Genomic DNA, 25,525 nt, shown 5'->3' with positions numbered 1-25,525 from the left:
GACACCTGCTCATGTCTTTAAAAGGGAAATTAAACAGAATGAAAAAGCATCTATCGCACAATCAGACACATGAAAACCGGCAGAAAACATCTGAAGGAATACCTCAGCCTGTGACTTCAGAAAATATCCCATTTTTAAAAGAATGGGAAGCATTAGGTGTGTCTCCTTATCATTTTGAGGAGTCCTTTTGTCTGATTCGCGAAGTTACCTACTCATTAGATCATCAGCATGGGCGCTATTCGTTTGCGGAACTGCCGAAAATCATTGAGCAATGGAACGAAAGCGGCATCCAGCATTCGCTATCGGCTAAAGGGTACGAGCCGCACGAGCTGTTTTTCTTTGATACTGAAACAACAGGATTATCTGGCGGTACGGGAAATATGATCTTCTTGCTTGGACACGCACGTGTCTTTTCGGGAAAAGTGGTGGTGAAACAGCACCTGCTCACCAATCCAGGAAATGAAGCGGCTCTTTACAAAAGCTTTCTGGATGAAGTAAACGTAGAATCATTAGTTACATATAATGGTAAATCATTCGATTGGCCGCAAGTGAAAACGAGACATACACTTTTACGAGGTCAAATCCCTGCACTTCCTGAATTCGGCCATTTTGATCTTCTGCACGGATCTAGACGATTGTGGAAGCATAAATATGAACGAATGGCGCTATCTGTTGTGGAAAAAGAAGAGCTGCACGTGCAGCGTGAAAACGACACGCCGGGGTTTTTGGCACCGATGATTTATTTTCATTTTTTAAAGGAACAAAATCCGAAGCTGATTGAAGGAATCTTGACTCATAATGAACTAGACGTCTTATCGTTAATCAGCCTCTACATTCACCTATCCAAAAAAATACTATCTGAGGATGCGGTAAAGGAACACAATGAGAAATATGCGCTCGCTAGGTGGCATCTTGCTCATCGTGATGTACAGGAAGCAACGAAGCATTTGCAGGAATTAACGAATGCTGACTTTGAGCATGCGAATCAGGCATCTTATGATCTTTCCTTGCAATATAAACGACAAAACGAGTGGGATCAAGCGGTTCAAATTTGGGAGAAATTATTTGCATCAAGTGATGTCCATTTAGCATTAAAAGCGGGTATAGAGCTTGCGAAGTATCAAGAACATCGTGAAAAAGATGCAAGGTCAGCTCTATCTGTCACTGAATCGTTATTATCTTTTTCTACGTTAAGTCAGCGAGAAACTGAAGAACTTGAAAAGCGAAAAAAACGGCTATTGAGAAAAGCTGGGCAATAAACATTATTGCCCGGGAAAGCGCAAAACATGACAACGTTCGGCTCTCGACCGAAAATGAAAATTGTTTAGCACTTTTATTGTAGAAAAGTCACGAATCCTGTAAAATAACGTTAGATATTGAATGAGGAGCGTAGAGCATGTATAAGGGTCTTTTCTACTTGTTTTTTCTTGTTGTCATTTTGGTCGCTTTTGTGTTTTCAAACTATAAGGATGTTTTCCTTGCAAACTTTTAAAATAGGTTAATGCATTAGTACATGTACACCTCTTAATTCATACATTATTAATGTAAGAAAATTAAGGAGAGGGGAATGCTACATGTACCATCATCATCATTGCCAGCCTAATGTTACACAGCCAATTGTTCATCCGACGAATCATTGCTGTACACACAGTGATTCAACAACAATTGTGCCGCATATCCATCCGCAACATGTGACAAATGTTCACCATCAAAATTTCAAACATGTTCACTACTTCCCGCATACGTTTTCTCAGGTGGACCCGGCAACACATCAACACTTTAACTGCGGTGGACCTTGCTGTAACAGATAAAGTGGAATGGGACTTTTATAAGTCCCTTTTTTTAAAAGCAGGTGAAAAAATGAAAATTATTGCTGTCACAGGGTACAAGCCATTTGAGCTTGGGATATTCAAACAAGACGAGCCTGCACTTCAATACATAAAAGCGGAGCTTCAAAAAAGGCTGACAGCTTTAATTGAAGATGGCCTCGAGTGGGTTCTCATATCAGGCCAGCTTGGTGCAGAAATCTGGACGGCCGAAGTAGTATTTGAGCTTCAAGAGGAGTATCCAGCGTTAAAACTTGCCGTCATTACGCCATTTTATGAACAGGAAGAGCGCTGGAATGAACAAAACAAAGAGTTGTATGAAGGAATTCTTGCACAGGCCGATTTTGTAGAAAGTGTCACGCATAGACCGTATGAAAGTCCGGCACAATTTAAACAAAAGAACCGTTTTTTTATTGAAAAAACAGATGGACTCCTCGCCCTTTATGATCCGGAGCATGATGGCTCGCCAAAGTACATGATCAAAGAAGCGGAAAACTATACCGATTACCCCATTATGTACATCACAATGGATGATTTGAGAGCGCAAGTTGAGGCGGAAGATCCGTTTTTTGACTAAAAGCAAGAGAAAATTTGACAACGTCACGTATTTCTGAAAAAATATACTATGAATTCACGATATGAGGTGAAAAAGATGCTTGCTGATAAAGTAAAGCTTTCTGCGAAAGAAATTTTAGAAAAAGAATTTAAAACAGGTGTCAGAGGATACAAACAAGAAGAAGTCGATAAATTTTTAGATATGGTCATTAAAGACTATGAGACCTTCAACCAAGAAATCGAAAAGCTTCAACAAGAAAACCTCCATTTGTCAAAACAGCTTGAAGAAGCCGTTGAGCAAGGGAAAAGACAGCCTGCACAGTCTAATACAACAAACTTTGATATTTTAAAAAGACTATCTAACCTTGAGAAACACGTTTTCGGAAGCAAACTTTATGATTGAGCCTTGCTGAAAAAGCTTGTGCGTCATGTCATTGTCGTTTATAATAACGCATGTTGATTAACGTTCGGGTAATCGCTGCAATGCGTTTAGACATTGCAGAGGAAAGTCCATGCTCGCACGGTGCTGAGATGCCCGTAGTGTTCGTGCCTGGCGAAAAAATAAGCCGGGGCAGCCTGGGAAAGGCTGACGGCAGGAAAAATGCCTACGTCCTTTTAGGATATGGCAAAGTATCCTTGAAAGTGCCACAGTGACGAAGTCTCACTAGAAATGGTGAGAGTGGAACGCGGTAAACCCCTCGAGCGAGAAACCCAAACTTGGTAGGGGAACTTTCTCAAAGGAACCAAACGGAGAGAAGGACAGAGTATTCTGTAGATAGATGATTACCACCTGAGTACGAGGCATTTGCCGTTTGCAGTACAATGGAACAAAACATGGCTTACAGAACGTTATATCCGTTATTATAAACATGATGAAAACAAAGCTCTCCTATTTCAACATATGGAGAGCTTTTATCTTGGAATACATAAAAGGACGAGAAAACAGGTGATAAATCAATGAAAACCTATACACTTATCGCAACGGCTCCAATGGGAATTGAAGCGATTGTTGCAAAAGAAGTAAGAGGCCTTGGCTATGAATGCACAGTAGACAACGGAAAAGTGATTTTCGAAGGGGACGCGCTTGCGATTTGCCGTGCGAATCTTTGGCTGCGTACAGCAGACCGAATAAAGGTACAAGTCGCTGAATTTTCGGCAAAAACATTCGATGAGCTGTTTGAACGCACAAAGGCGATTGACTGGGCCGCTTTTTTACCGAAAAACAGCACGTTCCCTGTCATCGGTAAATCTGTGAAATCACAGCTTGCCAGTGTGCCGGATTGTCAGCGTATCGTCAAAAAGGCGATTGCGCAAAAGCTCATCTCCTCTTACAACATACAGTCTGAATGGCTTGAAGAAACAGGACCTGAGTATAAAATTGAGGTTGCCCTTTTAAAAGATAAAGCTGTGCTCACGCTTGATACATCTGGTGTAGGTCTTCATAAACGGGGGTACCGCATGGATCAAGGCGGAGCACCTATTAAAGAAACCCTTGCGGCTGCACTCGTGCTATTAACGAATTGGACACCTGACCGTCCGTTTGTTGATCCTTTCTGCGGATCAGGAACAATCGCTATTGAAGCGGCCATGATTGGACAAAATATTGCCCCAGGATTTAACCGGGATTTTGCATCCGAGTCATGGGATTGGATTGGTGAAGACGTATGGAACAAAGCGCGTCACGAAGTGGAAGAAAAGGCAAACTATGATCAGCCGCTCCACATTATTGCAAGTGATATCGATCACCGGATGATAGACATTGCAAAAATGAATGCGGAAGAAGCTGGACTAAGTGAATTGATTGAGTTTAAACAAATGCAAGTGAAAGACTTTCAAACAAAAGAAGATTACGGTGTGATTGTCGGAAATCCGCCTTATGGAGAACGACTCAGTGATAAACCAGCTGTTGAAAAAATGTATCAAGGAATGGGCGAAGCATTTAAAAGCCTAGACACATGGTCCATTTACATCTTAACGTCACACGAACAGTTCGAAGAGTGCTTTGGTAGAAAAGCAACGAAAAAGAGAAAACTGTTTAATGGTTTTATTAAAACAGACTATTACCAATATTGGGGAAAACGCCCGCCTAGAAAACAGACAACTGAATCATAAAAAATGGTCACACCTACAGAAGGTGTGGCTTTTTTTATCGCAGAAAGGTATAAACCTTCACGGGACGGAATAAACTGAACTTGATTTTAAAAAAAGAGGTGTCTCCATGATACAATATGATCAATTTCAGTTAATCCAAAAAGCACTCGCTTCGACTGCTCAAGAAATTGAAGGGCAAGAAGGTGGACAATCTGCTCAGCTGACTGCAGCCATCGAAGATTTAGCGCTTGCTCAGGCTTACATAGAGCGATCTGAGCATGCATTTTTAATGAAGGAAACCTACCAACATCGTTTGCGGTCATAAAAAAGATTGTCATTCCCCAGCATAAATGTTACTATAGAATGTCTGAATGATTCAAAAGTTGGGGGTTGAAGCAGGTGACAGCATCTCGTTTGCCTTTTTCATTATCAAAAGAACATAATTTTTACGAAGAACTGGGCAACTGGATTGGTGATGTGTTCTATGACATTTTGCCAGAAAAGGGCTTTGATCTTCGAGATGAACAAATATTCATGGCTTTTCAACTAGAAAGAGCCTTTAAAGAAAAAAGTGTGATGTTTGCCGAAGCTGGGGTAGGCACAGGCAAAACCATCGTTTATCTATTATTTGCGGTCACATATGCAAGGTATACAGGGAAACCTGCGATTATTGCATGTGCAGACGAAACGTTAATTGAACAGCTAGTGAAACAAGAGGGTGATATCTATAAAATTGCCAATCACCTTGATATTCAAATAGATGCGAGATTAAGTAAATCGCATGATCAATATTTATGCTTAAAGAAATTAGAGAAAACCATGCAGCGTGAAGATGATGAGAAGTGGCTCGATATTTATGAAACGCTTCCTTCGTTTGTTCATGAATCACATGGGATGCAGAATTTTTATCCGTATGGTGATCGAAAAGAGTACCCAGAGCTATCCAATGATGAATGGTCACGCATTGGCTATGATTCGTTTCAGGACTGCTTGACGTGCGATATGCGTCATCGCTGTGGTTTGAATTTATCAAGAGATCATTACCGGAAAGCAACAGACCTCATCATCTGTTCTCATGATTTTTATATGGAGCATGTGTGGACGAAGGAATCCCGCAAACGCGAGGGTCAGCTTCCGCTGCTTCCAGAACATAGCTCTGTTGTATTTGATGAAGGGCACCTTCTTGAATTTGCCGCACAAAAAGCACTGACATACCGAGTGAAGCAATCAATGCTCGAAACCTTTTTAGAGCGCCTGCTTCAAAACGATATACGCGAAGAGTTTGCCGAGCTCGTTGAAGATGCACTAGCTACAAACGATGAGTTCTTTTATCTCTTAAAAACACATGCCAAAGAAATCAAGGGCTCACATCGACTTGAAATTGGCCGGGTGGATGAGGTGAAGCGTTCTGCAAGTGAATTGTGTGATTTACTTGAAAAAATCGGAGAAGCACTCGTATTTGAATCAGAGATGTATACAATCGATCAATACGAATTGTCTGTTGTAGAAGAGTACATTGAACAAATGGCGTATTCTCTGTCGCTTTATCAAAAAAATGCGATTAGCTGGCTTGAAAAGCAGGAATTAGATACGACATTTGTTGTGATGCCAAAGACTGTCGCAGAGGTACTTGGTGAAAAGGTATTCTCGCAAAAAAGACCATACATTTTCTCTTCTGCTACATTGTCTGAAAATCAATCCTTTGATTATTTAGCTGAAAGTCTTGGGATAAAAGACTACTTATCAATGAGTGTCGCTTCGCCGTATGATTACGATGAACAAATGAAGATTTATTTCCACGGGATTCAGCAGCTTCAAGAGCAAGAAGTAAAAGGACAGCAAGTGATCACTCAGCTGAAAGATAATGGAGGACGGTCTCTCATTTTGTTCCCTTCATTTGATGAACTTCATTTCTTTAGAAAGCAGCTTGAAGCATCGGATGAATCACTGCCTTTCGACGTGTACTTTGAGGGAGACGAGGAAATCAGTACGATTGTTCAAAAGTTTCAAGCGGATGAGACATCTGTGTTATGCTCTGTTCACCTTTGGGAAGGGCTGGATATTCCAGGACAATCATTAACAAATGTGATCATCTGGGGACTTCCTTACCCGCCTCATGATCCGGTATTTGAGGCGAAACGGAATGAAGCAAAGGATGCTCGTGCTGAAGTCGACCTTCCGTATATGCTGCTGCGTTTACGACAAGGTATTGGAAGACTGATTCGGACAAGCCAAGATGCAGGAACCATTCATATTTACTTTGACCGTAAGGAAGATACAGAGCTTCAAAGTAAAATTGAATCCGTTCTGCCAGTAAAGCCAATCATCACATCTTAAATAATATATAACGAAAAAAGAGAGGAGGATACCATCTGCGTATCCTCCTTTTTCATTGACAAAAGAACATTCCTTGAAGTAGCCTTGAAACGTACATACATATTTTATCGATTGGGGGAACAAACGTATGAGTCTTGAAGCACAAGAGAAAGCGTTTTATCAATTACTAGGAAAAATCGCCCACTATACGGAGGCGCTCCATTTACTTTATTGGGACTCTAGAACACAGGCGCCTAAAAAAAGCGCCGATTTCAGAGCTGAAACGATCGGTCAATTATCAAGTGATATTTTTAATATGAAGACTTCTGATGAAATGAGAGATCTTCTTGATGCATTAAATAAACACCGAGATGAGCTGTCAAAAGATACACAAAAGGCGCTCGAATTATCACAAAAAGAGTATGATGAAAACAGCAAAATTCCGAAAGAAGAATTTAAAGAATACTCGATTTTACAATCAAAAGCAGAGCATGTCTGGGTTGAAGCAAGGGAGAAATCAGACTTTTCACTCTTTGCTCCATACTTAAAACAGCTCATTGATTTTAACAAGCGTTTTATTCAATATTGGGGCGTGAAACAAACGCCATATGATGTGCTGCTCAATAACTATGAGCCAGATATGACGGTTGAACAGCTCGATCAAAAGTTTGGTGCACTTCGTGATGCCATTGTTCCTCTCGTGAAAAAAATCGAAGCCTCTCCTCATAAACCGGATACTTCATTTTTATCGAAAAGCTTTCCGATCGACAAACAAAAGGAACTGAGTCTTTTCTTCTTAAAAGAATTAGGCTATGACTTTGATGCAGGACGTCTGGATACAACGGTTCATCCGTTTGCTGTGACATTGAGCAGAGGGGACGTTCGTGTGACGACCCGTTATGATGAGCATGATTTTCGGATGGCGATCTTTGGCACCATTCATGAGTGTGGTCATGCCATCTATGAGCAAAACATTGATGAGGCGCTGAGCGGAACATTATTATGTGATGGCACATCAATGGGGATCCATGAATCACAGTCTCTTTTCTTTGAGAATTTTATTGGCAGACATGAAGACTTCTGGAAAACGTATTATCAAAAGCTTCAAGAAGCGTCTCCTGAGCAATTTAAAGATGTCTCTTTAGAAGACTTTGTGCATGCAGTGAATGAATCGAAGCCAACTTATATTCGAATTGAAGCAGATGAGCTTACATACCCGCTTCACATTATCATCCGCTATGAAATTGAAAAAGCGATATTCAATGAAGAAGTGGCGGTTGAAGACCTGCCTGCACTGTGGAATGAAAAATATAAAGCATATCTTGGCATTACGCCTCCTAATGATGCACTCGGCATCTTGCAGGATGTTCACTGGTCTGATGGTAGCTTTGGATATTTCCCTTCATATGCCCTTGGTTATATGTATGCGGCGCAACTAAAGCACCAAATGATCAAAGATTTACCGAATTTTGATGAGCTGATTCAAAACGGGTCTTTTGCACCAATAAAAGAATGGCTCACAACACATGTTCACCAGCATGGAAAACGCAAAAAGCCTTCTGAAATCATTCAAGATGCAACTGGTGAGGAATTAAATGTACAATATTTAATCGATTATTTAACTGATAAATATACGAAACTGTATTTATCTTAAATAAAAGGCACCCTTTGCTCAGAAGGGTGCTTTTTTGATGCTTGAATATTCTAAAAACGAACGTTTTGATCTGATTTATTATTTAAGTTCGGTATTTTTCTAGAAAAGTGCTTTCCAAGCGTCTGAAATCTTGTTATAATTTGAACACTATAACACTCATATAATCGCGTGATGATGGCACGCAAGTTTCTACCGGACACCGATACCGTCCGACTATGAGTGAGCAAATGAAACAGCTCTTGTTTGAGCTGAAGATCCGTGGATCGTTTTCGCATTGCTTGCTCCTCATGGACAGCAATGCTTTTTTTATGCGAAAAATAAAAATGTTTGCCAATATGCTGGGAGGAAGAATGATGGAATTGTTACGTCAAAAAATTGAGAACGAAGGAATCGTTCTGTCAAATCAAGTGTTAAAGGTAGATGCCTTTTTAAATCATCAAATTGATCCTGTCTTAATGCATGAGATCGGGCAAGAGTTTGCTAGCTTATTCAAGCATGATGGCATTACAAAAATTATCACAATCGAATCTTCGGGCATTGCACCTGCTGTGATGGCTGGACTAGCTCTTCAAGTACCCGTTGTCTTTGCTCGAAAACGTCAGTCACTCACACTAACAGAAAATCTATTAACAGCGAGTGTGTACTCTTTTACAAAAAAAGTAGAAAGCACGATCGCTGTCTCAAATACGCATCTCGGTGAAAAAGATTGTGTATTAATCATTGATGACTTTTTGGCGAACGGTGAAGCCGCTAAAGGACTTGCCGCAATCGCAAAGCAGGCGAAGGCAAAAGTAGCCGGATTTGGCATTGTCATTGAAAAGTCATTTCAGCCAGGAAGAGATGCGCTTGTTCAAATGGGCTACCGCGTCGAATCCCTTGCACGTATTGAATCACTTGAGGAAGGGAAAGTCACGTTTGTACGAGAGGTACAATCATGAGTACAGCTAAAAAAGCCAAAACACTCTCGCTAGGGATTCAGCATGTGCTGGCGATGTACGCAGGTGCCGTTCTTGTACCACTCATTGTGGGAGATGCACTCGGCCTCACACCTGCACAACTGACTTACTTAATCTCAGCAGATATTTTCATGTGCGGGACTGCCACGCTCCTTCAAGTTTGGAAAAATCGTTTCTTTGGTATCGGTCTGCCTGTTGTATTAGGCTGTACATTTACTGCGGTTTCTCCTATGATTGCGATTGGCTCTAAATACGGGATTTCGTCTATCTATGGAAGTATTATCGCTTCGGGGTGTATCATCATTCTGCTTTCCTTTTTCTTTGGGAAGCTTGTGAAATTTTTCCCGCCTGTCGTGACAGGGTCTGTCGTCACCATTATTGGCATTACCCTTATTCCAGTAGCGATGAACAATATGGCAGGAGGAGAAGGAAGTGCTGATTATGGTTCTTTTGAAAATTTAGGCCTCGCTTTCCTTGTGCTGTTTATCATTGTGCTGCTCTATCGATTCACAACAGGCTTTATGAAGGCGATCGCCATTTTAATCGGTATTCTCCTTGGGACAGGCGTCGCTGCATTTATGGGGAAAGTGGAAACAGCTGAGGTGGCGAACGCTCAAGTTTTTCGTATGATTGAACCATTTTATTTTGGCATGCCTACCTTTGAATTTGCACCGATTATGACGATGACGTTAGTTGCGATTGTGTCATTAGTCGAATCAACAGGCGTTTATTTCGCACTAGGTGATTTGACAAACCGGTCATTAAAAGAGAAGGACTTAGCGAAAGGCTATCGTGCAGAAGGGATTGCTGTGTTATTAGGGGGTATCTTTAATGCTTTTCCTTACACAGCCTACTCGCAAAACGTTGGGTTGATCCAGTTGACAGGGGTCAAGAAAAATCAAGTCATCGTTGTGACAGGCGCATTGCTCATGTTATTTGGACTTTTTCCTAAAATTGCTGCATTTACGACGATTATTCCAAAGTCAGTTCTTGGCGGCGCAATGGTTGCCATGTTTGGGATGGTCATTGCCTACGGGATTAAAATGCTCTCGCGTGTGGATTTTGCCAAACAGGAAAACCTGCTGATTGTCGCTTGCTCAGTTGGGATCGGCTTAGGTGTCACCGTTGTGCCGCAAATGTTTGAGCATTTGCCAGAATCAATCAAATTATTAACAAGTAATGGCATAGTGGCCGGCAGCTTTACCGCTATTTTACTTCATATTATTTATCACATGATTCCTTTTAAAAAAGAAACCGGGCAGGACCTGATGGAAGAGCCTAAGCAATCTGTTATGTAAACCCCTCTCCAAGAGAGGGGTTTAGATGATGGACAAAGAGCTAAAATGATCTTTATTTTAGCTCTTTGTCTTCTTTTTAGCTTGATAAAAAACCTTTGAAGTCCTAGGATCCTAGGAAGGAGCGTGTGAGGGTTTGTCTACACGCTGAAAGCCCGTATCTTTTGGATACGGGCTTGTTGTGATTAGCACTATTAATGTTGTACCGGCTGCATTGTTTCGTTAATGACTGCAAATGTATAGCCCCGTGCTTTTAGCTGTGTAATCAGGCTATCTAAATAGTTTGTGGTAGAGGGTTGATCATGCATTAAAATAACTTTTGGTTCCCATGGTTTATTTTTCTCAAACATTTGCAATTGATTCAATACCTCTGGAACATATTGTGAGTTTTTATATCTCCAGTCAAGGCTATCAATCGTCCAATCCCAGTAAATAAAGCCATGTTGGTTTAAACGTACTTTTTGATGATATGTTAAATTTGGAACACTGCCATAGGGTGTTCTCACAAGACGGGCGTAGACGCCTGTAACAGAAGCAAGAATGCGCTGAGCTTCTCTCATTTCATTTGCGGGAGACTCACTGTTCTGATAAAAAAGGTTTATATCATGCGTCATGCCATGAAGCCCCAATTGATGTCCTTCTTGATAAAGTCTTTTCACAGCTGCTTGGTGTGCTTGGATTTGCGGTCCAAGCATGAAGAACGTCGCCTTCACATGATGTGCTTTTAATACATCTAACAGCTGATTTGATGTAGCAGAAGGACCATCATCAAATGTTAAAAAGACCGTTTTATTCGTTGCCTGTTGGTTTGGATTGGTCTTAAAATGTGTATCCAATGTTCTTGTAGACTGATCTTTTGCTTTCAGATTGATGCTTGTGTCACGGAAGTCACTGCTGGCAACATTTTTTGCTTGCCCGTTTGTCGCCTGCAAATGGGCTTTAGACATATCCCAGATAAAAAAAAGAAACAGTGTAAGAAGCACTAAACCAATTACCTTTGAGAGAAGTACCGTGTTGTAGGGTGTCTTTTTTTTGGAAACCTTTTTCATTACAATCACTCCAGTCAATTAAATTTTGAGCCGAATCATGTAGTAGATTCTGTCTTTTTTCACTGTTTTTCTTGGTGATCATATTGATTAAGTATATAGTGGAAAAAATCCTTTTAATATAGAAAATTCAAATAAATTAGGAATTTATGGTTATTATTTTGTGTTGATCAGCAAAAAAAGGTGATCCATTCATGTTTAAATGAAATCATTCTGAATAATGATCGAAACGTTAATATTGATACGCTAAGATAGCATCAGATTTAACCATAAATGCGAAGCGAAGGGGAGATTCCGTATGAAAGTGTTGTATAAGTAAAGGGGGGTCTACGGTCTGAACACTTCTCTTTTAGAGGTGTTTTTTTGCATAAAAAAAGCAGGTTCGCTTGGCTTGGAACGAACCTGTGAAGGAGGAAAACTACATCATGTTTTCATTTATATTATCCAATATTTATCAATTGTCGTCAAGACAAAAAGTTAGACGGAGGAAAATGTTTTGACTGAATTGTGACGATTTGGCATGTATATCCTTTTTTCGATAGGGGATATTAACCGAAAAAAGAGGTGAAGCCGATGGCGTACATTCTTTCAGTTGGAACGAGTCATCCGAAGCATCATGTGGATCAGAAAATAGCTGCCGAATTTGCAAGGTCTCAATTTAAACGATCGTTTAAAGATATTGACCGGCTACTGAGAGCTTTTCAAAATGGAGAAATTAAGAGCAGGCAGTTTGTGCAGCCCATTGAATGGTATCAGACGCACCACTCTTTTGAAGAGAAAAACAATATCTATTTGGAAAAAGCCTTGACTCATGCAAAAGAAGCGATCATACATTGTCTTCAAGAGAAGACGTTTCTGAAAAAGCCAGTTCCGGTTGAAGAGATCGATGCATTGTTTTTTATTTCAAGTACCGGCTTATCGACCCCAAGTCTTGATGCAAAGCTTATGAACGTCCTTCCTTTTTCTCCGTATACAAAACGAGTACCGATCTGGGGCCTAGGGTGTGGGGGCGGTGCGGCAGGGCTGTCTCGGGCTTATGAATACATAAGGGCATTTCCAGAAGCAAAGGTACTTGTCGTTGCCTGTGAGCTGTGCAGTTTAACTTTTCAGCCGCAAGATCAATCAAAAAGCAATTTAATCGGCACCTCCTTATTTGGAGACGGGACGGCAGCGGTTCTTTTAACTGGAGAAAAAGCTGCGCTTGAATATGCCCATTTAAAAACAATCCCTAAAGTACTAAGCACGCAATCCGTCACAATGAAGGATTCTGAGGATGTCATGGGCTGGGATTTTACAAGTGACGGCTTTCGGGTTATTTTCTCCCGTGACATTCCGTCGATGATTTCCGGCTGGTTAAAAGAGCAGGTGGATCAATTTTTAGAGGAACATGGATATTCAACTAAAGACTTGTCCGTTTTTTTAGCCCATCCTGGAGGAAAAAAAGTGATTGATGCCTATGTTGAAAGTCTATCTTTACGAGAAAATCAGCTGTTTTCTTCAAAAGAAGTACTCAAACAACACGGAAATATGTCCTCTGCCACAGTTTTGTATGTCATCAAGCATTTCCTTGAACATCAATCTGCTGAAGCGGGGGAGATGGGACTTTGCGGGGCGCTTGGTCCGGGCTTTTCCTCAGAGTTGCTGCTTATGAAATGGGAGGATGTCTTGTCGTGATCATTTGGCTTGTCATCGGTTTTTTCGTTTGTCAGAGGCTCATTGAAATGCTTGTGGCCAAAAGAAATGAAAAGAAAGTAAAAGCACTAGGTGCCATTGAATTTGGTGCTAGTCATTATCCTTATATGGTCGCTATGCATACGGCTTTTTTTCTCTCACTGATAGTTGAGATAACGCTTTTACATAAAGGGCCATCCCAGTATTTTCTTGTACTGCTCCTTTTGCTGATGGCTACACAGATCATTCGGTACTGGGCTTTATGCTCCCTAGGGACGTACTGGAATACAAAGATTTTAGTCGTTCCAAACGCAACGATTATAAAAAAAGGGCCGTATCGCTGGTTGAAACACCCTAACTATGTCGTCGTGGCGATTGAGCTTATACTGATCCCGCTATTGTTTGATGCATATGTCACTGGCATCTTGTTTACATGTTTAAATGCATGGATGATGGCTGTACGAATTCAAACAGAGGAGAAAGCATTAAATCAGTATTTGCTAAATTAATATTGAAAATCATTATCAATTGTGCTACACTTTCATTAATGATAAGCATTCTCAATCATGAAGGATGGACGGTGATCACATGACAATGATTTTCTTACTCGGTACGGTGTGTGTATACAGCCTATTAATTGGCTTCGTATTAAAAGGTGTCTCCAAAAAATCTGCTTCCTGATTCCAGTCAACTGCGACTGATCGGGCAGCAGATTTTTTTATTTCCCCAGATCAGAAGAAAAATCTCTTTATTTTGTGTAAAATGGTATCACATACATAACTGACTTTTCTAAAAACAAAGGGGTTTATCGTCATGAAAGACTTGTCTATTCGAGATTCGCTCGTTCAAACTACAGGAGCTTTATATCAAAGCTTTCTCAAAAGGGATGATTATGAGCGCGCAGCCAAACTTGCATCGATTATCAAAAAGGAAGCAGAAGAAGAAGTATATATCGCATTTACCGGCCATTATTCTGCTGGAAAGTCATCACTTGTAAATTATCTGCTTCATGATCACATTTTGCCAACGAGCCCAATCCCAACAAGTGCAAACTTGGTCGTCGTGAGGAAAGGCGAAAGAGAAGTTCAGCTTCATACCTCTGATGGCCGATTTGCAAAAATGAGCGGCTCTTATGATAAAGAAGCAGTACAGCGTTTCTGTAAGGACGGAGAACAGATTGAAATGGTGGAAATTAGCGGTGACTATAGAGGACTTGAAGAAAAAGTGGCACTGATTGATACGCCCGGAATTGATTCGACGGATCATGCCCACTTTTTATCTGCTGCGTCTATTCTTCATCAAGCGGATGCTCTCTTTTATGTCGTTCACTACAACCATGTTCATTCTGAAGAAAACATTCGTTTCATTCGCTCCATTAAAGAGAAAGTGCCAAATCTTTATTTCATCGTAAACCAAGTCGACCGGCATGATGAGCATGAGACAGCGTTTGAAGACTACAAAAATCAAGTAGTTGATATGCTTCAAAAAGAAGGCATTGAAGAAGAACATCTATACTTTACATCTGTAACCGATGAGACCCATCCAAGAAATGAAATGATTCGTTTAGTCAAAAAACTGCAAGAATTACAGACATTGCCGAAGGCCTCACTTCGGGCTTATACGGAGCAGAAAATTGAGCATGTCTTAAAAGAACACATTGACTCGTTAAAAGAAGACCTGCAAGGTGAGGAGCTTGAGTCACAGCTCGAAGAAAAAAGAATAGAAGTAAATGAATTGGAAGCGAAAAATCACTTCATTGAAAATGGGGCCAAACAGTTAGAAGAAGAAGTATCTACTGAAGTCGAGAGCATTTTGAAAAATGCCAACCTCACTCCATTTAAAATGAGAGAACTCGCAAGCGGCTATATTGAATCAAAAGCACCTGGCTTTAAAGTGGGACTGCTTTTTGCTAAAAATAAAACTGAACAGGAAAAAGAAAAACGCGCAAATGACTTCTTAACAGATGTCAAAGCGAGAATGAAGGCAGAAGTGGACTGGCATATTGCTGAGCTACTAAAAAAAGAAGTCAAGAAACATCAACTTGGTGAAGAATTATTAAATCAAGTGATGGCGTTTGAAACGCCTGTACAAGAATCACTTCTTGAAAGTGTGATTCATCATGGAGCAACGTTCTCTAATGAATACGTACTGCAATATGCAAAAGATGCTGGAGAAGCCTTGAGAAGAAAGGCTAAGCAGCAAGTGATGCCACTGATTGAACAAATGGTGGAGTCGCTGAAAGCCAAGCTGATGGAAGATAAAGCAGAACAGCAAGAAAAATGGGCTCAGTCTGCAAAAGAGCTCCAAACACTCGAACAGTGCACCAGAAAAAATGAACAAATGAAGCGAGATATTCAGCATGTATGGGATATATGGCAAAATGGAACGGATGAAAAGATCGAAGAAGATTGGTTTTATGCGAAAAAGAGACAAATGCAGCATGACCAGCTAAAGCAGGATCAAGCGACCATTCATCCTGAAGAGAGCGACCAAGAAAAAACGAACAAGCAGATAGAGCAACCTCAAATGCGTCAGTCACAGCATGTCACGACGGCACAGTCGATTGCACAGTTTGAGCAGCTTTCTCAGATTTTATTGCCATTAGATGCGCTCCAATCTCAAAGGAAGTCCTTTGAAAAACGAACAAAACGGCTGCAAGCGAAAGAATTCACACTCGCTTTATTTGGGGCTTTTAGTTCGGGGAAATCTTCCTTTGCAAATGCTCTCGTCGGGAGAAAGGTGCTGCCATCCTCTCCCACACCAACAACGGCAACGATTAATAAGCTGACGCGGCCGGCAGAAGGTCATCCGCATGAAAGTGTCAAAGTGGTGTTCAAAACAGAACAGGATATATTAGAGGAGCTCAATCAGATCCTAGGATTTCCGATCTCAGAAGAAAAGGGAGAGACGTTTACATCCAAGCTCGAACGAGCCCTGAAAAAAAGACAGCTTGAACAAGATCATCGCGTTATTGTTGAACATTTTTTACAGGCACATACTCGTTTCCTTCATCACATTACGAAGCAAACGCCACTTCATGTCACCCTTCAAGAACTGAGGCCATACGTGGCGGAAGAAGCTGTTTCTTGTGTGGTGAAAGAAGTGACGGTTTATTTGAGTACACCTCTTACAGATAAAGGGCTGACTATTGTTGATACGCCAGGCGCCAGTAGTATGAATAAGCGTCATACAGAGATTGCTTTTCAATATATGAAGGACGCAGATGCGCTTCTTTATTTAACTTACTACCAGCACTCTTTTTCGAAGGCAGATCGGTCATTTTTACGTAAGCTTGGGCTTGTAAAAGATTCATTTAGCATGGATAAAATGTTCTTTATTATCAATGCAGCTGATCTCGCAAAGGATCAAGAAGAGCTTGATACCGTCTTTGACTATGTAAAAAATGAGCTCACAAAAGAAGGCATAAGAAACCCAAACCTTCATCATGTCTCCAGTAAGGAAGAGATCGAAGGAAATGGAGAGACAGCTTATAATCAATACGCAAAGCTTAGAAAGCAGCTCGACTATTTTATTGAGGAAGAATTAACGAAAGATGCGATCGAGCTGTTATATTTTGAAGCTGGTACATTATGTAGAACAGTCGACAAACTGCATGCGACGCTGCATCATTCAGAAGATGAGAAGCAAGTGGAAAAGAAAAAGATAGATGCATCCTATGGAGCGATTCTTGATCAAATGAGCCATATAAAACAATCTAAGCTAGTGACAGAAAGCGTGAAAAAGGACTTACATGAACAGCTCTATCATATTGTGCAGCGCCTATCACTATTTGCGAATGATCTGTTAAAGACAGCCTTTTATCCTGGAATATCTCAAGGGAATTTCGGACAGCAATTGAAAAAAGCGCTTGAGAAGGCGCTAAAGGATTATGAATTTGAATTTATACAGGAGTTAAAGGCGCTTGATATTCGGATGGAATCGTTTATTCATCAATACTTCCAAGAGGAGTGGGAGAAAGGATTACAGAAGGCATGTGCAGAAGACCCTTACTTTTCTCTCTCGCTGTCGCCGCCAGAAGAGAAAAATGCTGAACTGAAACAAATTGAAATCGAAGCTGAACTAACACCATTCGAACCGCTCTTAAAGAAACAAAAATCAGCGAAAGTTTTCTTTGAACAGAATGGTAAGGCTGCGTTTATTGAAGCGATTCGAGACATTCTTCATCAGTTAACCATGAAATGGGCAGATAAAGAAAAAGAAGAATTACTGAGCAGGTACGATATGATGGTGAAGACCTTTACGGAAAGATATGAAACAGAAGCGCTCGAGCAGCTAAGTGAACAAAAACAAACATTTATCACGAGCCTAACAACAGATCCCAAAGAGCAGGCCGTTATTGAACAAGTTTATGAACAAACAAATGAGTGGAAGAACCAGTTGAAAACCATTTGATTCATGGTAGACTAAATAAAAAAGAAAGCAGTTGATACAAAATGACGAGCGTACACGAAGAGATTTCCGCACACTCACAAAAGCAGCATGCTCATATCCAGTCCTTTCTTGAGCTTGAACATAAAAGAGAACAAGCAATAGAGAGGGCTGTTGTCAAATGTGAGCAAAACGAGTCATTTACAACAGACGAGATCAACGCCATTACGTCGAAGATGAATGAGCTTGCACGAGGCGGTATTGTTCCATTGCGAAAGCTTGTGACGAATGATATGGTCAGGGAGTATGTCGAGCGCAAACAGAAGTAAAGAGTAACATTCTCTTTTTTGGTCATCTTAATGAATGTACCGAGAAAGGGGAATGATCATGAAAAAAAAGCAACAGGCAAAGCAGCAGGATGAGCGTGACCCTAAACAAAAAGACATGCCGTCCTATGCAGAAGCAGAATCGAAAAAAATGCAATATGGTCAAAAGTAAACAGGCTGCCTCTTCTTTTCCAAAAGAAGAAGGCGCCTTTTTTATGTCTAGTTTTGCGTTCTGTGATAGAATAGGAGTATTGTTTTGAAAAGGGAGTTTATAAGAATGAGTAAACACGTACTGCTTGTAGATGGAATGGCGCTTTTGTTCAGAGCGTTTTATGCGACGGCTGTCCATCGCAATTTTATGATAAATGACCACGGTGTGCCAACAAATGGAGTGAATGGCTATTTGAAGCACTTATTAACAGCTGTACAGACATTTGAGCCAACTCATATTGTGTGCTGCTGGGATATGGGGAGTCAAACCTATCGAAACGAATTGTTTCAAGATTATAAAGCAAATCGTGGAGAGGCGCCTGTCGAGCTCATTCCGCAATTCGATTTAGCGAAAGAAGCGACAGAAGAACTAGGAATTGTGAATATTGGTTTAAAAGGCTTTGAAGCAGATGATTGTATTGGAACACTTGCTGCGCTTTACCAAAAAGAAGCACGCGTGACTGTCCTCACTGGTGACAAAGATTTACTGCAAATTTTAAATGAACAAGTGACTGTTGCCTTGATGCAAAAAGGAATTGGCAATTATAAGCATTATACAAAAGCCTTATTTGAAGAAGAAATGGGAATCTCGCCAAAGGCACTCATTGATATGAAAGCACTCATGGGTGATGCAAGTGATAATTATCCAGGTGTCAAAGGAATCGGAGAAAAAACGGCTTTGAAATTTATTCAAACATATGAAACGATTGATGGTTTGTTAGAAAATGTCCATGAACTAACGGCTGCACAGCAAAAGAAAATGCAAGCAGGATTAGAAGATTTAAAACTTTCTCGTCTATTGGCAGAGATCAAATGTGATGTCCCGCTCAGCTGTCCAATGGATGAGGCGAAAATGAACATCAATCAAGAACGAGCTGCTGCTATGCTAAGGCACCATCAAATCAAAGGAATCGAACCGATGGTGAATCGTTTAAATACAATAGAGATCAGCTAAAGCCGATCTCTTAGGTTTATCTTTTTGTATTGCTTTTCTTCGCTCTATTTTCCAGCTGAGATAGTGGCTGTTTATCTTTTGTTTGCGCATCACCTTGAGGGGTTGTCCCATTTGTGACACGACCTTTATTTTCTTTATCCAATCAGTATCACCTCACACACATTAGCATAACCGAAAAAAAGCGATTCATCCTTTAGAAAGGTGAATCGCTTTTCTAGCGAGCTGATCTGCTACTTGATTTTCCTTACTCGGAATCCATTTAATAAAAAATAAATCAAACTGGCTTTGGAGCTCGATTATCTCTTTAATAAAATGCTGAAATGCTGGATTTTTAGCAAATCCTGCATTGGCTGCGCGGTCAACTACTTGTGAATCTGTGCGAAATGAAACGGTACGCAATCCTTTTTCCACGCAGATTTTCATCCCCTCGATCAGAGCAGAAAATTCTGCTTCGTGATTGCTCATGGATTCAAGAGGAATGGAGAAGGATTCAGCCTTTCCATCATATTTGATGAAAATGCCGATGCCAGAAGGACCTGGATTACCTGCACTCGCACCATCAATGTATATTTCAGCTGGCAAATTACTTCATCCTTTCATCAAGCGGAACCATTTTTTTCGCTGCATACGCATATGGTGTGGAAATCGCAGCGACGATAAATTTAATGACATATGTCGTGATAAAAATTTCAATCCATACTTGAGTTGGATACGTGCCAAGAAAGGCAATGGTCGTAAAAATCAGTGTATCAAGAAGCTGGCTAATCATCGTACTTCCAGCATTGCGCATCCAGAGCGCACCATCAGAGGGAAATATCCGGCGAATAAACGAATATACATAAACATCTAGCATTTGACTGATGATATAAGCAGCGAGACTGCCGAGTGCCACCCTTGGCATAAAACCAAATATGGTTTCCAGCGATGATTGTGAGATATCAGATGGAGCAGGATCGAAAAGCAAAGCCTCCTGCATGACAACAGTTAGTGTTAAAAGGGTCGTAAAACCAATCCATACCGCTTTTTTCGCTTCATGTTGTCCATATTTTTCATTCAACACGTCCGTTGCAAAAAAGACACTGCCGTACAAAATATTTCCAAGTGTGGCTGTTAAGCCAAACAATTCAACGGTTTTCACCACTTGTAAGTTAGCGGCAGCCGTCGCAAAGCCAATCCAAACGAAAAGGCCCATCTTGCCAAATCCTTTATAAAATAGAAGAACAATGATAAAATTAATGATCGCAAATAAGATCCAAATACCTTCATTAAACAAGTGACATGAACTTCCTTTCTCATTGTAAAATGTAACTTTTTGATTATAGCATAACGTATGTTTACCTTAAAAGCACGGGAAGGCGATGTGATCAATGAAATTAAGAGCACACTACACAATGAAAGTGAAATCAATTGGGTCCATTGTTTTTTACCAAGAAGATTGGTTGGAGCTAAAAGAGGCCTTGAGATTAGCTAAACATATTGACAAAAAAGAACCACAGTCTCTTCTGTCATTTGAAGATGAAAAAGGGGCTATGTGGTCTATAAAAGAGCTTGAAAAGCTAAATGAAGAATTAAAGCTTGAGCCTGATCAGCTTCAAGTCTATTTTGATGCAAGTTTTCATAAAGAAACAGGTGACTCTGGTCTTGGCGTTGTCGTCTACTATAAGCTAGGAAAAGACGCTTATCGATTGAGAAAAAATCAGCCTTTCCAAGGAATTACCAATAATGAAGCAGAGTATGCGGCTTTATTTGAAGCAGTAAAAGTTTTAAAAGATCTAGGAGCAAGCAGAAATTCTGTCACGATTAGAGGAGATTCACTTGTTGTCATGAATCAGTTAAAAGGAGAATGGCCTTGTTATGATGATGTACATAACAAATGGCTTGACCGAATTGAAGCGGCTTTAAAAGAGCTGAAGCTGACGCCAACCTATGAAGCCATCGATCGGAAACAAAATGCAGAAGCGGATCAGCTTGCAAGACAGATTCTTGCAGACGTCCCAATCGAAAGTACATTGAAATTAGAAGCAGACGGAGCTGAATAATGTGGATAAAAAAACAGCAGTACAAGAATTGACTGATCTTCAAGACACGTATTGTTCAGATTGTTTGATTAAGAAGCATTTTCGAAAAGAATTTGGCAAAAAATATGCCCATTCCTTTTGTATACAGCAATGCACCGTTGGAGAGAAAATAAAAGAATATGGGCAAACGCTGCTCAAAAAATAAGAGGACGCACCGGTTTTCCCTGCTCAAACATCCGTTCTTGAAAAAAAACGGATAGAATGTGTAAAAAAAGAACATATTTCGAAAAATGAGCCGATATAACTATAGAAAGTTTTGGTTGAGTTACTTTTTGACTAAGTGACGGATATTAGAGGAAAAGGGGAAGGCCGGTATGAATAATAAGGAGTTCGAAACGGTATTACATCGAACATTTCAAGAGGTGTACAGCGATCTAGAGCAACTTGTAGATGTGGCAAAGAAGGGAAGACCTTTTCTCGAAAAAGATATCTCTGAAATTGAACAACGACTGAAGCAAAATATTTTAGCAATTGAAATTCAGCTGAAAATCAAATAAGAGAGGCATAAGCCTCTCTTTATTTTGCATCATTGATTTAGTTGATTAGATTTTTGTTACGTTTGCAGCTTGAGGTCCACGATTACCTTCAACGATTTCAAAAGAAACTTCTTGTCCTTCTTCTAAAGACTTGTAACCGTCACCTTCGATAGCTGTGAAGTGAACGAATACATCGTCTCCGCCTTCAACTTCAATGAAGCCGAAACCTTTTTCATTATTGAACCATTTTACTTTACCGTTTTGCATATTGCTTTTTCCTCCTAGTACTGTAGCATACCTTTAGGCATACTAAAAAAAATTTTCATCACCTAACGACTTTGCAGTTGTTAAATGATGGTTCCACTATACACCATCAAAAGTAAAGCGTCAAGCGGGAGAGCCAAATTTTGAGCAGAATGTTTGATTTTTTTTGACAAATAACAATTATAGCTGAACCGTCCCCATTTTCTGAAACTTTATGCACAGTTTGTCCGTATATAAAAAAAATACAGAAAGAGGTGCTATCATGAATCGTTATACACTCGAAGAATTTGTTCAGAATACGCAGCAGGAAGATAAGGGAGAAGGGGTCTTCGAACTTGAAACACCAAGACTTTTAGAAATTAATTTGACTGATACCATTTGGGCAAAAACAGGTTCCATGGTTTCGTACCGAGGCAAAATCAAATTTGAACGAGAGGGCGTGTTTGAGCATGGCGTCTCAAAGATGTTCAAAAAAATGCTGTCAGGAGAAGGCACTTCACTCATGAAGGCAACAGGTGATGGGAAATTATATGTAGCAGATCAAGGCAAAAAAATCTCAATTCTTCGCCTGGCTCAAGGGGAATCCATTTTTGTGAATGGGAATGATCTGCTCGCATTTGAACCTTCAGTCCGCTGGGATATCAAATTGATGAAAAAAGTATCGGGGATGCTTGCGGGTGGATTATTTAATGTCAAATTAGAAGGACCAGGCCTTGTTGCGATTACGAGTCATTATGAGCCGCTCACATTGATTGTTCAGCCGGGTGACTCTGTCTACACAGATCCGAATGCGACAGTTGCATGGTCAGGGGATTTAAAAACTGAATTTGTGACAGATGTTTCATTCAAAACCTTTATTGGCAGAGGAAGCGGTGAGTCTATTCAAATGAAGTTTAGCGGAAGCGGATTTGTTGTCGTGCAGCCGTTTGAAGAAGTGTACACAACAAATGGAAATCAAGGATAAAGAAAAAAGGTGTCCGTCAATGACGGACACCTTTTTATGATAATGCGCGAGCATACGTTTTATTATTCGTGATGAGATCCGATTGCTCAACGATATCTTCCAAAATGGTTTGAGAAGAATGCTTTAAGTGAAGTTTTTTTATATTTTGTTTCATGGTTTCTAGTTTTTCTTCATCTTGCAGTAAGTTGGTCACAGATTCTAAAATGTCTTCATGTCTGTTGATGACAATGGCTGCACCATAATCTTCAAAGAAATGAGCATTTTCCTTTTCTTGTCCAGGGACAGGCTTGTAAAGAATGACTGGGACGCCGATTGCTGTTGCTTCTGTTAAAGTAATGCCGCCTGGCTTTGTGATCATACAATCTGTTACTCTGAACAATTCATCAATTTGTTCCACATATCCAAGCGCCTTCAATTGATCTGGATGTGCTTGTTCAAGATCGCTTAGTGATTGTTTCAGCGCTGCGTTCTTTCCGCATACAACAACAATTTGTACTTCACTGTCTAGAAGCAATGCTTCACATAATTCCTTGACATTTTTCAGTACACCATGAGCACCGGCCATAATCAGAAGAACTTTTTTGTTTGATGATAATCCATATTTTTTATAAATCTTCGATTTTGGCACGTCTGCTTCAAATTGTGGTCTAATAGGTATGCCTGTCACTTTGACATCGCTTGGATGTGTGCCGATTTCCACTAATTTTTGTTTCACATAATCGGTTGCAACATAGTACCGGTCGATGTTTTCATGTACCCAAATCTTATGAAGACAGAAATCTGTCATGACATTAAATGTCGGGATGACTTTTCCTGTTTTGTTCCGGTATTCAGGAACAACAATCATCGGGAATGTAATAATAATGATATCCGGATTGTGTAATTGAATAAGTTCATCAAGACGCTTATTTCCCATTTTTAAATAAATGTTAAATTTGCGTTTATTGTAAATTTTATCTACACCGTAATAAAACAAGCGATAAAATTGTTTCCCAATGGAAAAGCTCTTCAAGTATAAATATTGAGTCACTTCCGACACAATGGGATTTGATTCTTGATACAAATTAGAAACTACAACATGCTCAAATCCTTGGGATTTACACTCATCATACAGTGTTTTAGCCACCTGCATATGTCCATTTCCATAATTTGCGGTCAAGATTAATATTTTTTTATTGGTATTCAAGAATATTCACCTCAAATGTAATCAACAACAACAAAACTTCGTACGAAAACTATTAATCTCATAGGTCTACATATACATAAAGATAACATATAAACAACCAGAGCATATCATTCGTTACGAAAGAATTAAACTAATTTTAAAAAACAACAAGACTAAATTGATAATGGAAGACAGAGCCATTTGTATTTTAACACATTTTGGCCATTTATCATCAGACTACAGTCTATTTTATTCCCAAACGTATGGTGTTTCTTGATAAACATAATAATTGAGCCAATTCATAAACAGTAAAGTGGCATGGGCTTTCCATCGATTCACTGGGACTAATGTGTCACCATCTTCTATAAAATAGTGGACAGGTTTTTGGACTGTATCATCCTTCAACAAATCTCTTTCATATTCCTGCTTCAATGTGTCCGTATCATATTCAGGATGTCCAGTTAAAAATACTTGTTTATCATCATCTGAAACAATTAAACAAACACCCGCTTCTTCAGAGACACTCAATACTTTCAAATTCGGCGTATTTTTTAATTGTTCTGTATTAATATCTGTATGCCTCGAATGTGGGACATAGTATACTTCATCGAAACCTCTGACTAATCTTTCTTTTTTCTCTTTCACAAGATGCTCAAATACACCAAATTTTTTCTCAGCAAGCTTGATTTTCTCAATACCATAATGGTGATATAGGCCTGCCTGTGCACCCCAGCAAATGTGAAGAGTAGACGTCACATTCGTTTTACTCCAGTCTAAAATCTCCTGCAGTTCTTTCCAATAGGATACTTCTTCAAAAGCTAAATGCTCAATTGGTGCGCCGGTGATGATCATTCCATCAAATTTCTTATGGCGAATCGATTCAAAGGTCGTATAAAATTCATCTAGATGCTCTCTCGACGTATTCTTCGGTGTATGCGTACTTGGAATCAAAAACGTAAAGTACACTTGTAAAGGAGAATTTCCGAGCATTCTTAGCAGCTGCGTTTCAGTTTGTATTTTTTTTGGCATTAAATTTAAGATCACGATATTCAAAGGACGGATATCTTGATTGAATGCCCTTGTCTCATCCATGACGAAAATATTTTCGCTCTCTAGTATTTGTTTTGCCGGCAGATGAACTGGTATGTTAATAGGCAACTCGCCACCCCCTGAATCAAAGCTAATTTCACTTCATTATAGGAACTTTCTGGCGATATTTCAATGTTTCAATTATGTTACAATGAAAAACAGAGCAAAAACAAAGCTGTTTCTCGAAAAAAAGGAGGCC

General features: G+C 39.9%; 27 protein-coding genes, 1 other RNA gene and 1 riboswitch. Of the genes, 21 read left to right on the top strand and 7 right to left on the bottom strand.

The window, feature by feature from the left end; genetic code table 11:
* Positions 1-11: 11 nt before the first annotated feature.
* The 11 genes from MHI16_RS10190 (at position 12) to pbuX (ending at position 10,696) form a co-directional block, all read left to right on the top strand.
* Positions 12-1,259: a ribonuclease H-like domain-containing protein gene (locus tag MHI16_RS10190; protein WP_061408316.1), complete on the top strand. Its 1,248-nt coding sequence runs from the start codon at positions 12-14 to the stop codon at positions 1,257-1,259.
* A 315-nt stretch (positions 1,260-1,574) separates the two neighbouring features.
* Positions 1,575-1,811 (top strand): spore coat protein CotD, encoded by a 237-nt coding sequence (gene cotD / locus MHI16_RS10185; RefSeq protein ID WP_080984739.1) that lies wholly within the window; start codon positions 1,575-1,577, stop codon positions 1,809-1,811.
* 49 nt (positions 1,812-1,860) lie between these two features.
* On the top strand, positions 1,861-2,403 hold the full coding sequence (locus MHI16_RS10180) for a DUF1273 domain-containing protein (protein WP_199800961.1): 543 nt from the start codon (positions 1,861-1,863) through the stop codon (positions 2,401-2,403).
* A gap of 75 nt (positions 2,404-2,478) precedes the next feature.
* On the top strand, positions 2,479-2,784 hold the full coding sequence (gene gpsB, locus MHI16_RS10175; RefSeq protein ID WP_012010336.1) for a cell division regulator GpsB: 306 nt from the start codon (positions 2,479-2,481) through the stop codon (positions 2,782-2,784).
* Between the two features lie 60 nt (positions 2,785-2,844).
* Positions 2,845-3,228: RNase P RNA component class B (gene rnpB / locus MHI16_RS10170), an RNA gene on the top strand.
* Between the two features lie 110 nt (positions 3,229-3,338).
* Positions 3,339-4,493, top strand: coding sequence for a class I SAM-dependent RNA methyltransferase (locus MHI16_RS10165; RefSeq protein WP_058014844.1), 1,155 nt, complete (start codon positions 3,339-3,341; stop codon positions 4,491-4,493).
* Positions 4,494-4,599: 106 nt separating this feature from the next.
* Positions 4,600-4,797 carry a hypothetical protein gene (locus MHI16_RS10160; RefSeq protein ID WP_003215966.1) on the top strand — a complete coding sequence of 66 codons (198 nt, stop codon included), beginning with the start codon at positions 4,600-4,602 and terminating at the stop codon, positions 4,795-4,797.
* Between the two features lie 74 nt (positions 4,798-4,871).
* Positions 4,872-6,809 (top strand): ATP-dependent DNA helicase, encoded by a 1,938-nt coding sequence (locus MHI16_RS10155; protein WP_058014845.1) that lies wholly within the window; start codon positions 4,872-4,874, stop codon positions 6,807-6,809.
* 127 nt (positions 6,810-6,936) lie between these two features.
* Positions 6,937-8,442: a carboxypeptidase M32 gene (locus MHI16_RS10150; protein WP_058014846.1), complete on the top strand. Its 1,506-nt coding sequence runs from the start codon at positions 6,937-6,939 to the stop codon at positions 8,440-8,442.
* Between the two features lie 136 nt (positions 8,443-8,578).
* A riboswitch (purine riboswitch) is annotated at positions 8,579-8,678 on the top strand.
* Positions 8,679-8,795: 117 nt separating this feature from the next.
* Entirely contained in the window at positions 8,796-9,380 is a 585-nt protein-coding gene (gene xpt / locus MHI16_RS10145; protein ID WP_058014847.1) for a xanthine phosphoribosyltransferase, read from the top strand.
* A complete protein-coding gene (gene pbuX / locus MHI16_RS10140) occupies positions 9,377-10,696 on the top strand; it encodes a xanthine permease PbuX (protein WP_058014848.1) in 1,320 nt (439 codons plus the stop codon). The genes xpt and pbuX overlap by 4 nt, the downstream gene beginning before the upstream one ends.
* A 191-nt stretch (positions 10,697-10,887) precedes the next feature.
* Here pbuX and MHI16_RS10135 read toward each other — a convergent pair whose 3' ends face one another.
* On the bottom strand, positions 10,888-11,742 hold the full coding sequence (locus tag MHI16_RS10135) for a polysaccharide deacetylase family protein (RefSeq protein ID WP_268467664.1): 855 nt from the start codon (positions 11,740-11,742) through the stop codon (positions 10,888-10,890).
* A gap of 570 nt (positions 11,743-12,312) precedes the next feature.
* Between MHI16_RS10135 and MHI16_RS10130 the strand changes: the two genes are divergently transcribed.
* From MHI16_RS10130 to MHI16_RS10105, 6 genes are all read left to right on the top strand, one after another.
* Complete coding sequence (locus MHI16_RS10130; RefSeq protein WP_058014849.1) at positions 12,313-13,413, top strand: 3-oxoacyl-[acyl-carrier-protein] synthase III C-terminal domain-containing protein; 1,101 nt, start codon at positions 12,313-12,315, stop codon at positions 13,411-13,413.
* Entirely contained in the window at positions 13,410-13,919 is a 510-nt protein-coding gene (locus MHI16_RS10125; RefSeq protein ID WP_081042315.1) for an isoprenylcysteine carboxyl methyltransferase family protein, read from the top strand. The genes MHI16_RS10130 and MHI16_RS10125 overlap by 4 nt, the downstream gene beginning before the upstream one ends.
* A 64-nt stretch (positions 13,920-13,983) precedes the next feature.
* On the top strand, positions 13,984-14,091 hold the full coding sequence (fbpC, locus tag MHI16_RS10120; protein ID WP_306172627.1) for a Fur-regulated basic protein FbpC: 108 nt from the start codon (positions 13,984-13,986) through the stop codon (positions 14,089-14,091).
* 132 nt (positions 14,092-14,223) lie between these two features.
* The gene (locus MHI16_RS10115; protein ID WP_058014850.1) at positions 14,224-17,823 is read left to right on the top strand and encodes a dynamin family protein; all 3,600 of its coding nucleotides are present in this window, start codon (positions 14,224-14,226) and stop codon (positions 17,821-17,823) included.
* A gap of 41 nt (positions 17,824-17,864) precedes the next feature.
* Positions 17,865-18,128: a YpbS family protein gene (locus MHI16_RS10110; RefSeq protein WP_058014851.1), complete on the top strand. Its 264-nt coding sequence runs from the start codon at positions 17,865-17,867 to the stop codon at positions 18,126-18,128.
* Between the two features lie 274 nt (positions 18,129-18,402).
* Positions 18,403-19,290 carry a 5'-3' exonuclease gene (locus tag MHI16_RS10105; protein ID WP_144462841.1) on the top strand — a complete coding sequence of 296 codons (888 nt, stop codon included), beginning with the start codon at positions 18,403-18,405 and terminating at the stop codon, positions 19,288-19,290.
* Between the two features lie 16 nt (positions 19,291-19,306).
* Here the strand turns inward: MHI16_RS10105 and MHI16_RS10100 are convergent, their stop codons facing one another.
* From MHI16_RS10100 to MHI16_RS10090, 3 genes are read right to left on the bottom strand one after another with little or no spacing between them, the layout of a single operon-like run.
* Positions 19,307-19,432, bottom strand: coding sequence for a hypothetical protein (locus MHI16_RS10100; protein WP_003215584.1), 126 nt, complete (start codon positions 19,430-19,432; stop codon positions 19,307-19,309).
* Between the two features lie 44 nt (positions 19,433-19,476).
* A complete protein-coding gene (locus tag MHI16_RS10095; protein ID WP_058014854.1) occupies positions 19,477-19,872 on the bottom strand; it encodes a reverse transcriptase-like protein in 396 nt (131 codons plus the stop codon).
* Position 19,873: 1 nt separating this feature from the next.
* The gene (locus MHI16_RS10090; protein ID WP_058014855.1) at positions 19,874-20,563 is read right to left on the bottom strand and encodes a queuosine precursor transporter; all 690 of its coding nucleotides are present in this window, start codon (positions 20,561-20,563) and stop codon (positions 19,874-19,876) included.
* A gap of 94 nt (positions 20,564-20,657) precedes the next feature.
* On the opposite strand from MHI16_RS10090, the gene MHI16_RS10085 reads away from it, so the two are divergent.
* From MHI16_RS10085 to MHI16_RS10075, 3 genes are all read left to right on the top strand, one after another.
* A complete protein-coding gene (locus tag MHI16_RS10085) occupies positions 20,658-21,329 on the top strand; it encodes a ribonuclease H family protein (protein ID WP_061408294.1) in 672 nt (223 codons plus the stop codon).
* 1 nt (position 21,330) lies between these two features.
* Positions 21,331-21,513, top strand: coding sequence for a zinc-finger domain-containing protein (locus tag MHI16_RS10080; protein WP_003215998.1), 183 nt, complete (start codon positions 21,331-21,333; stop codon positions 21,511-21,513).
* A gap of 169 nt (positions 21,514-21,682) precedes the next feature.
* Positions 21,683-21,865 (top strand): hypothetical protein, encoded by a 183-nt coding sequence (locus tag MHI16_RS10075; protein WP_003215507.1) that lies wholly within the window; start codon positions 21,683-21,685, stop codon positions 21,863-21,865.
* Positions 21,866-21,910: 45 nt separating this feature from the next.
* Here the strand turns inward: MHI16_RS10075 and cspD are convergent, their stop codons facing one another.
* The gene (gene cspD, locus MHI16_RS10070) at positions 21,911-22,111 is read right to left on the bottom strand and encodes a cold-shock protein CspD (RefSeq protein ID WP_003215784.1); all 201 of its coding nucleotides are present in this window, start codon (positions 22,109-22,111) and stop codon (positions 21,911-21,913) included.
* 259 nt (positions 22,112-22,370) lie between these two features.
* On the opposite strand from cspD, the gene MHI16_RS10065 reads away from it, so the two are divergent.
* Complete coding sequence (locus MHI16_RS10065) at positions 22,371-23,072, top strand: AIM24 family protein (RefSeq protein ID WP_058014857.1); 702 nt, start codon at positions 22,371-22,373, stop codon at positions 23,070-23,072.
* Positions 23,073-23,106: 34 nt separating this feature from the next.
* Here MHI16_RS10065 and MHI16_RS10060 read toward each other — a convergent pair whose 3' ends face one another.
* Complete coding sequence (locus tag MHI16_RS10060) at positions 23,107-24,258, bottom strand: diglucosyl diacylglycerol synthase (protein ID WP_058014858.1); 1,152 nt, start codon at positions 24,256-24,258, stop codon at positions 23,107-23,109.
* A gap of 228 nt (positions 24,259-24,486) precedes the next feature.
* Positions 24,487-25,395: a homoserine O-succinyltransferase gene (gene metA / locus MHI16_RS10055; protein WP_058014859.1), complete on the bottom strand. Its 909-nt coding sequence runs from the start codon at positions 25,393-25,395 to the stop codon at positions 24,487-24,489.
* Positions 25,396-25,525 lie beyond the last annotated feature (130 nt).

The organism is Bacillus sp. FSL K6-0923 (assembly GCF_038630825.1).
GTDB lineage: Bacteria > Bacillota > Bacilli > Bacillales > Bacillaceae > Bacillus > Bacillus pumilus.
Note: the sequence above shows the minus strand (reverse complement) of the source record. Positions and strands in the feature narration are given on the sequence as shown.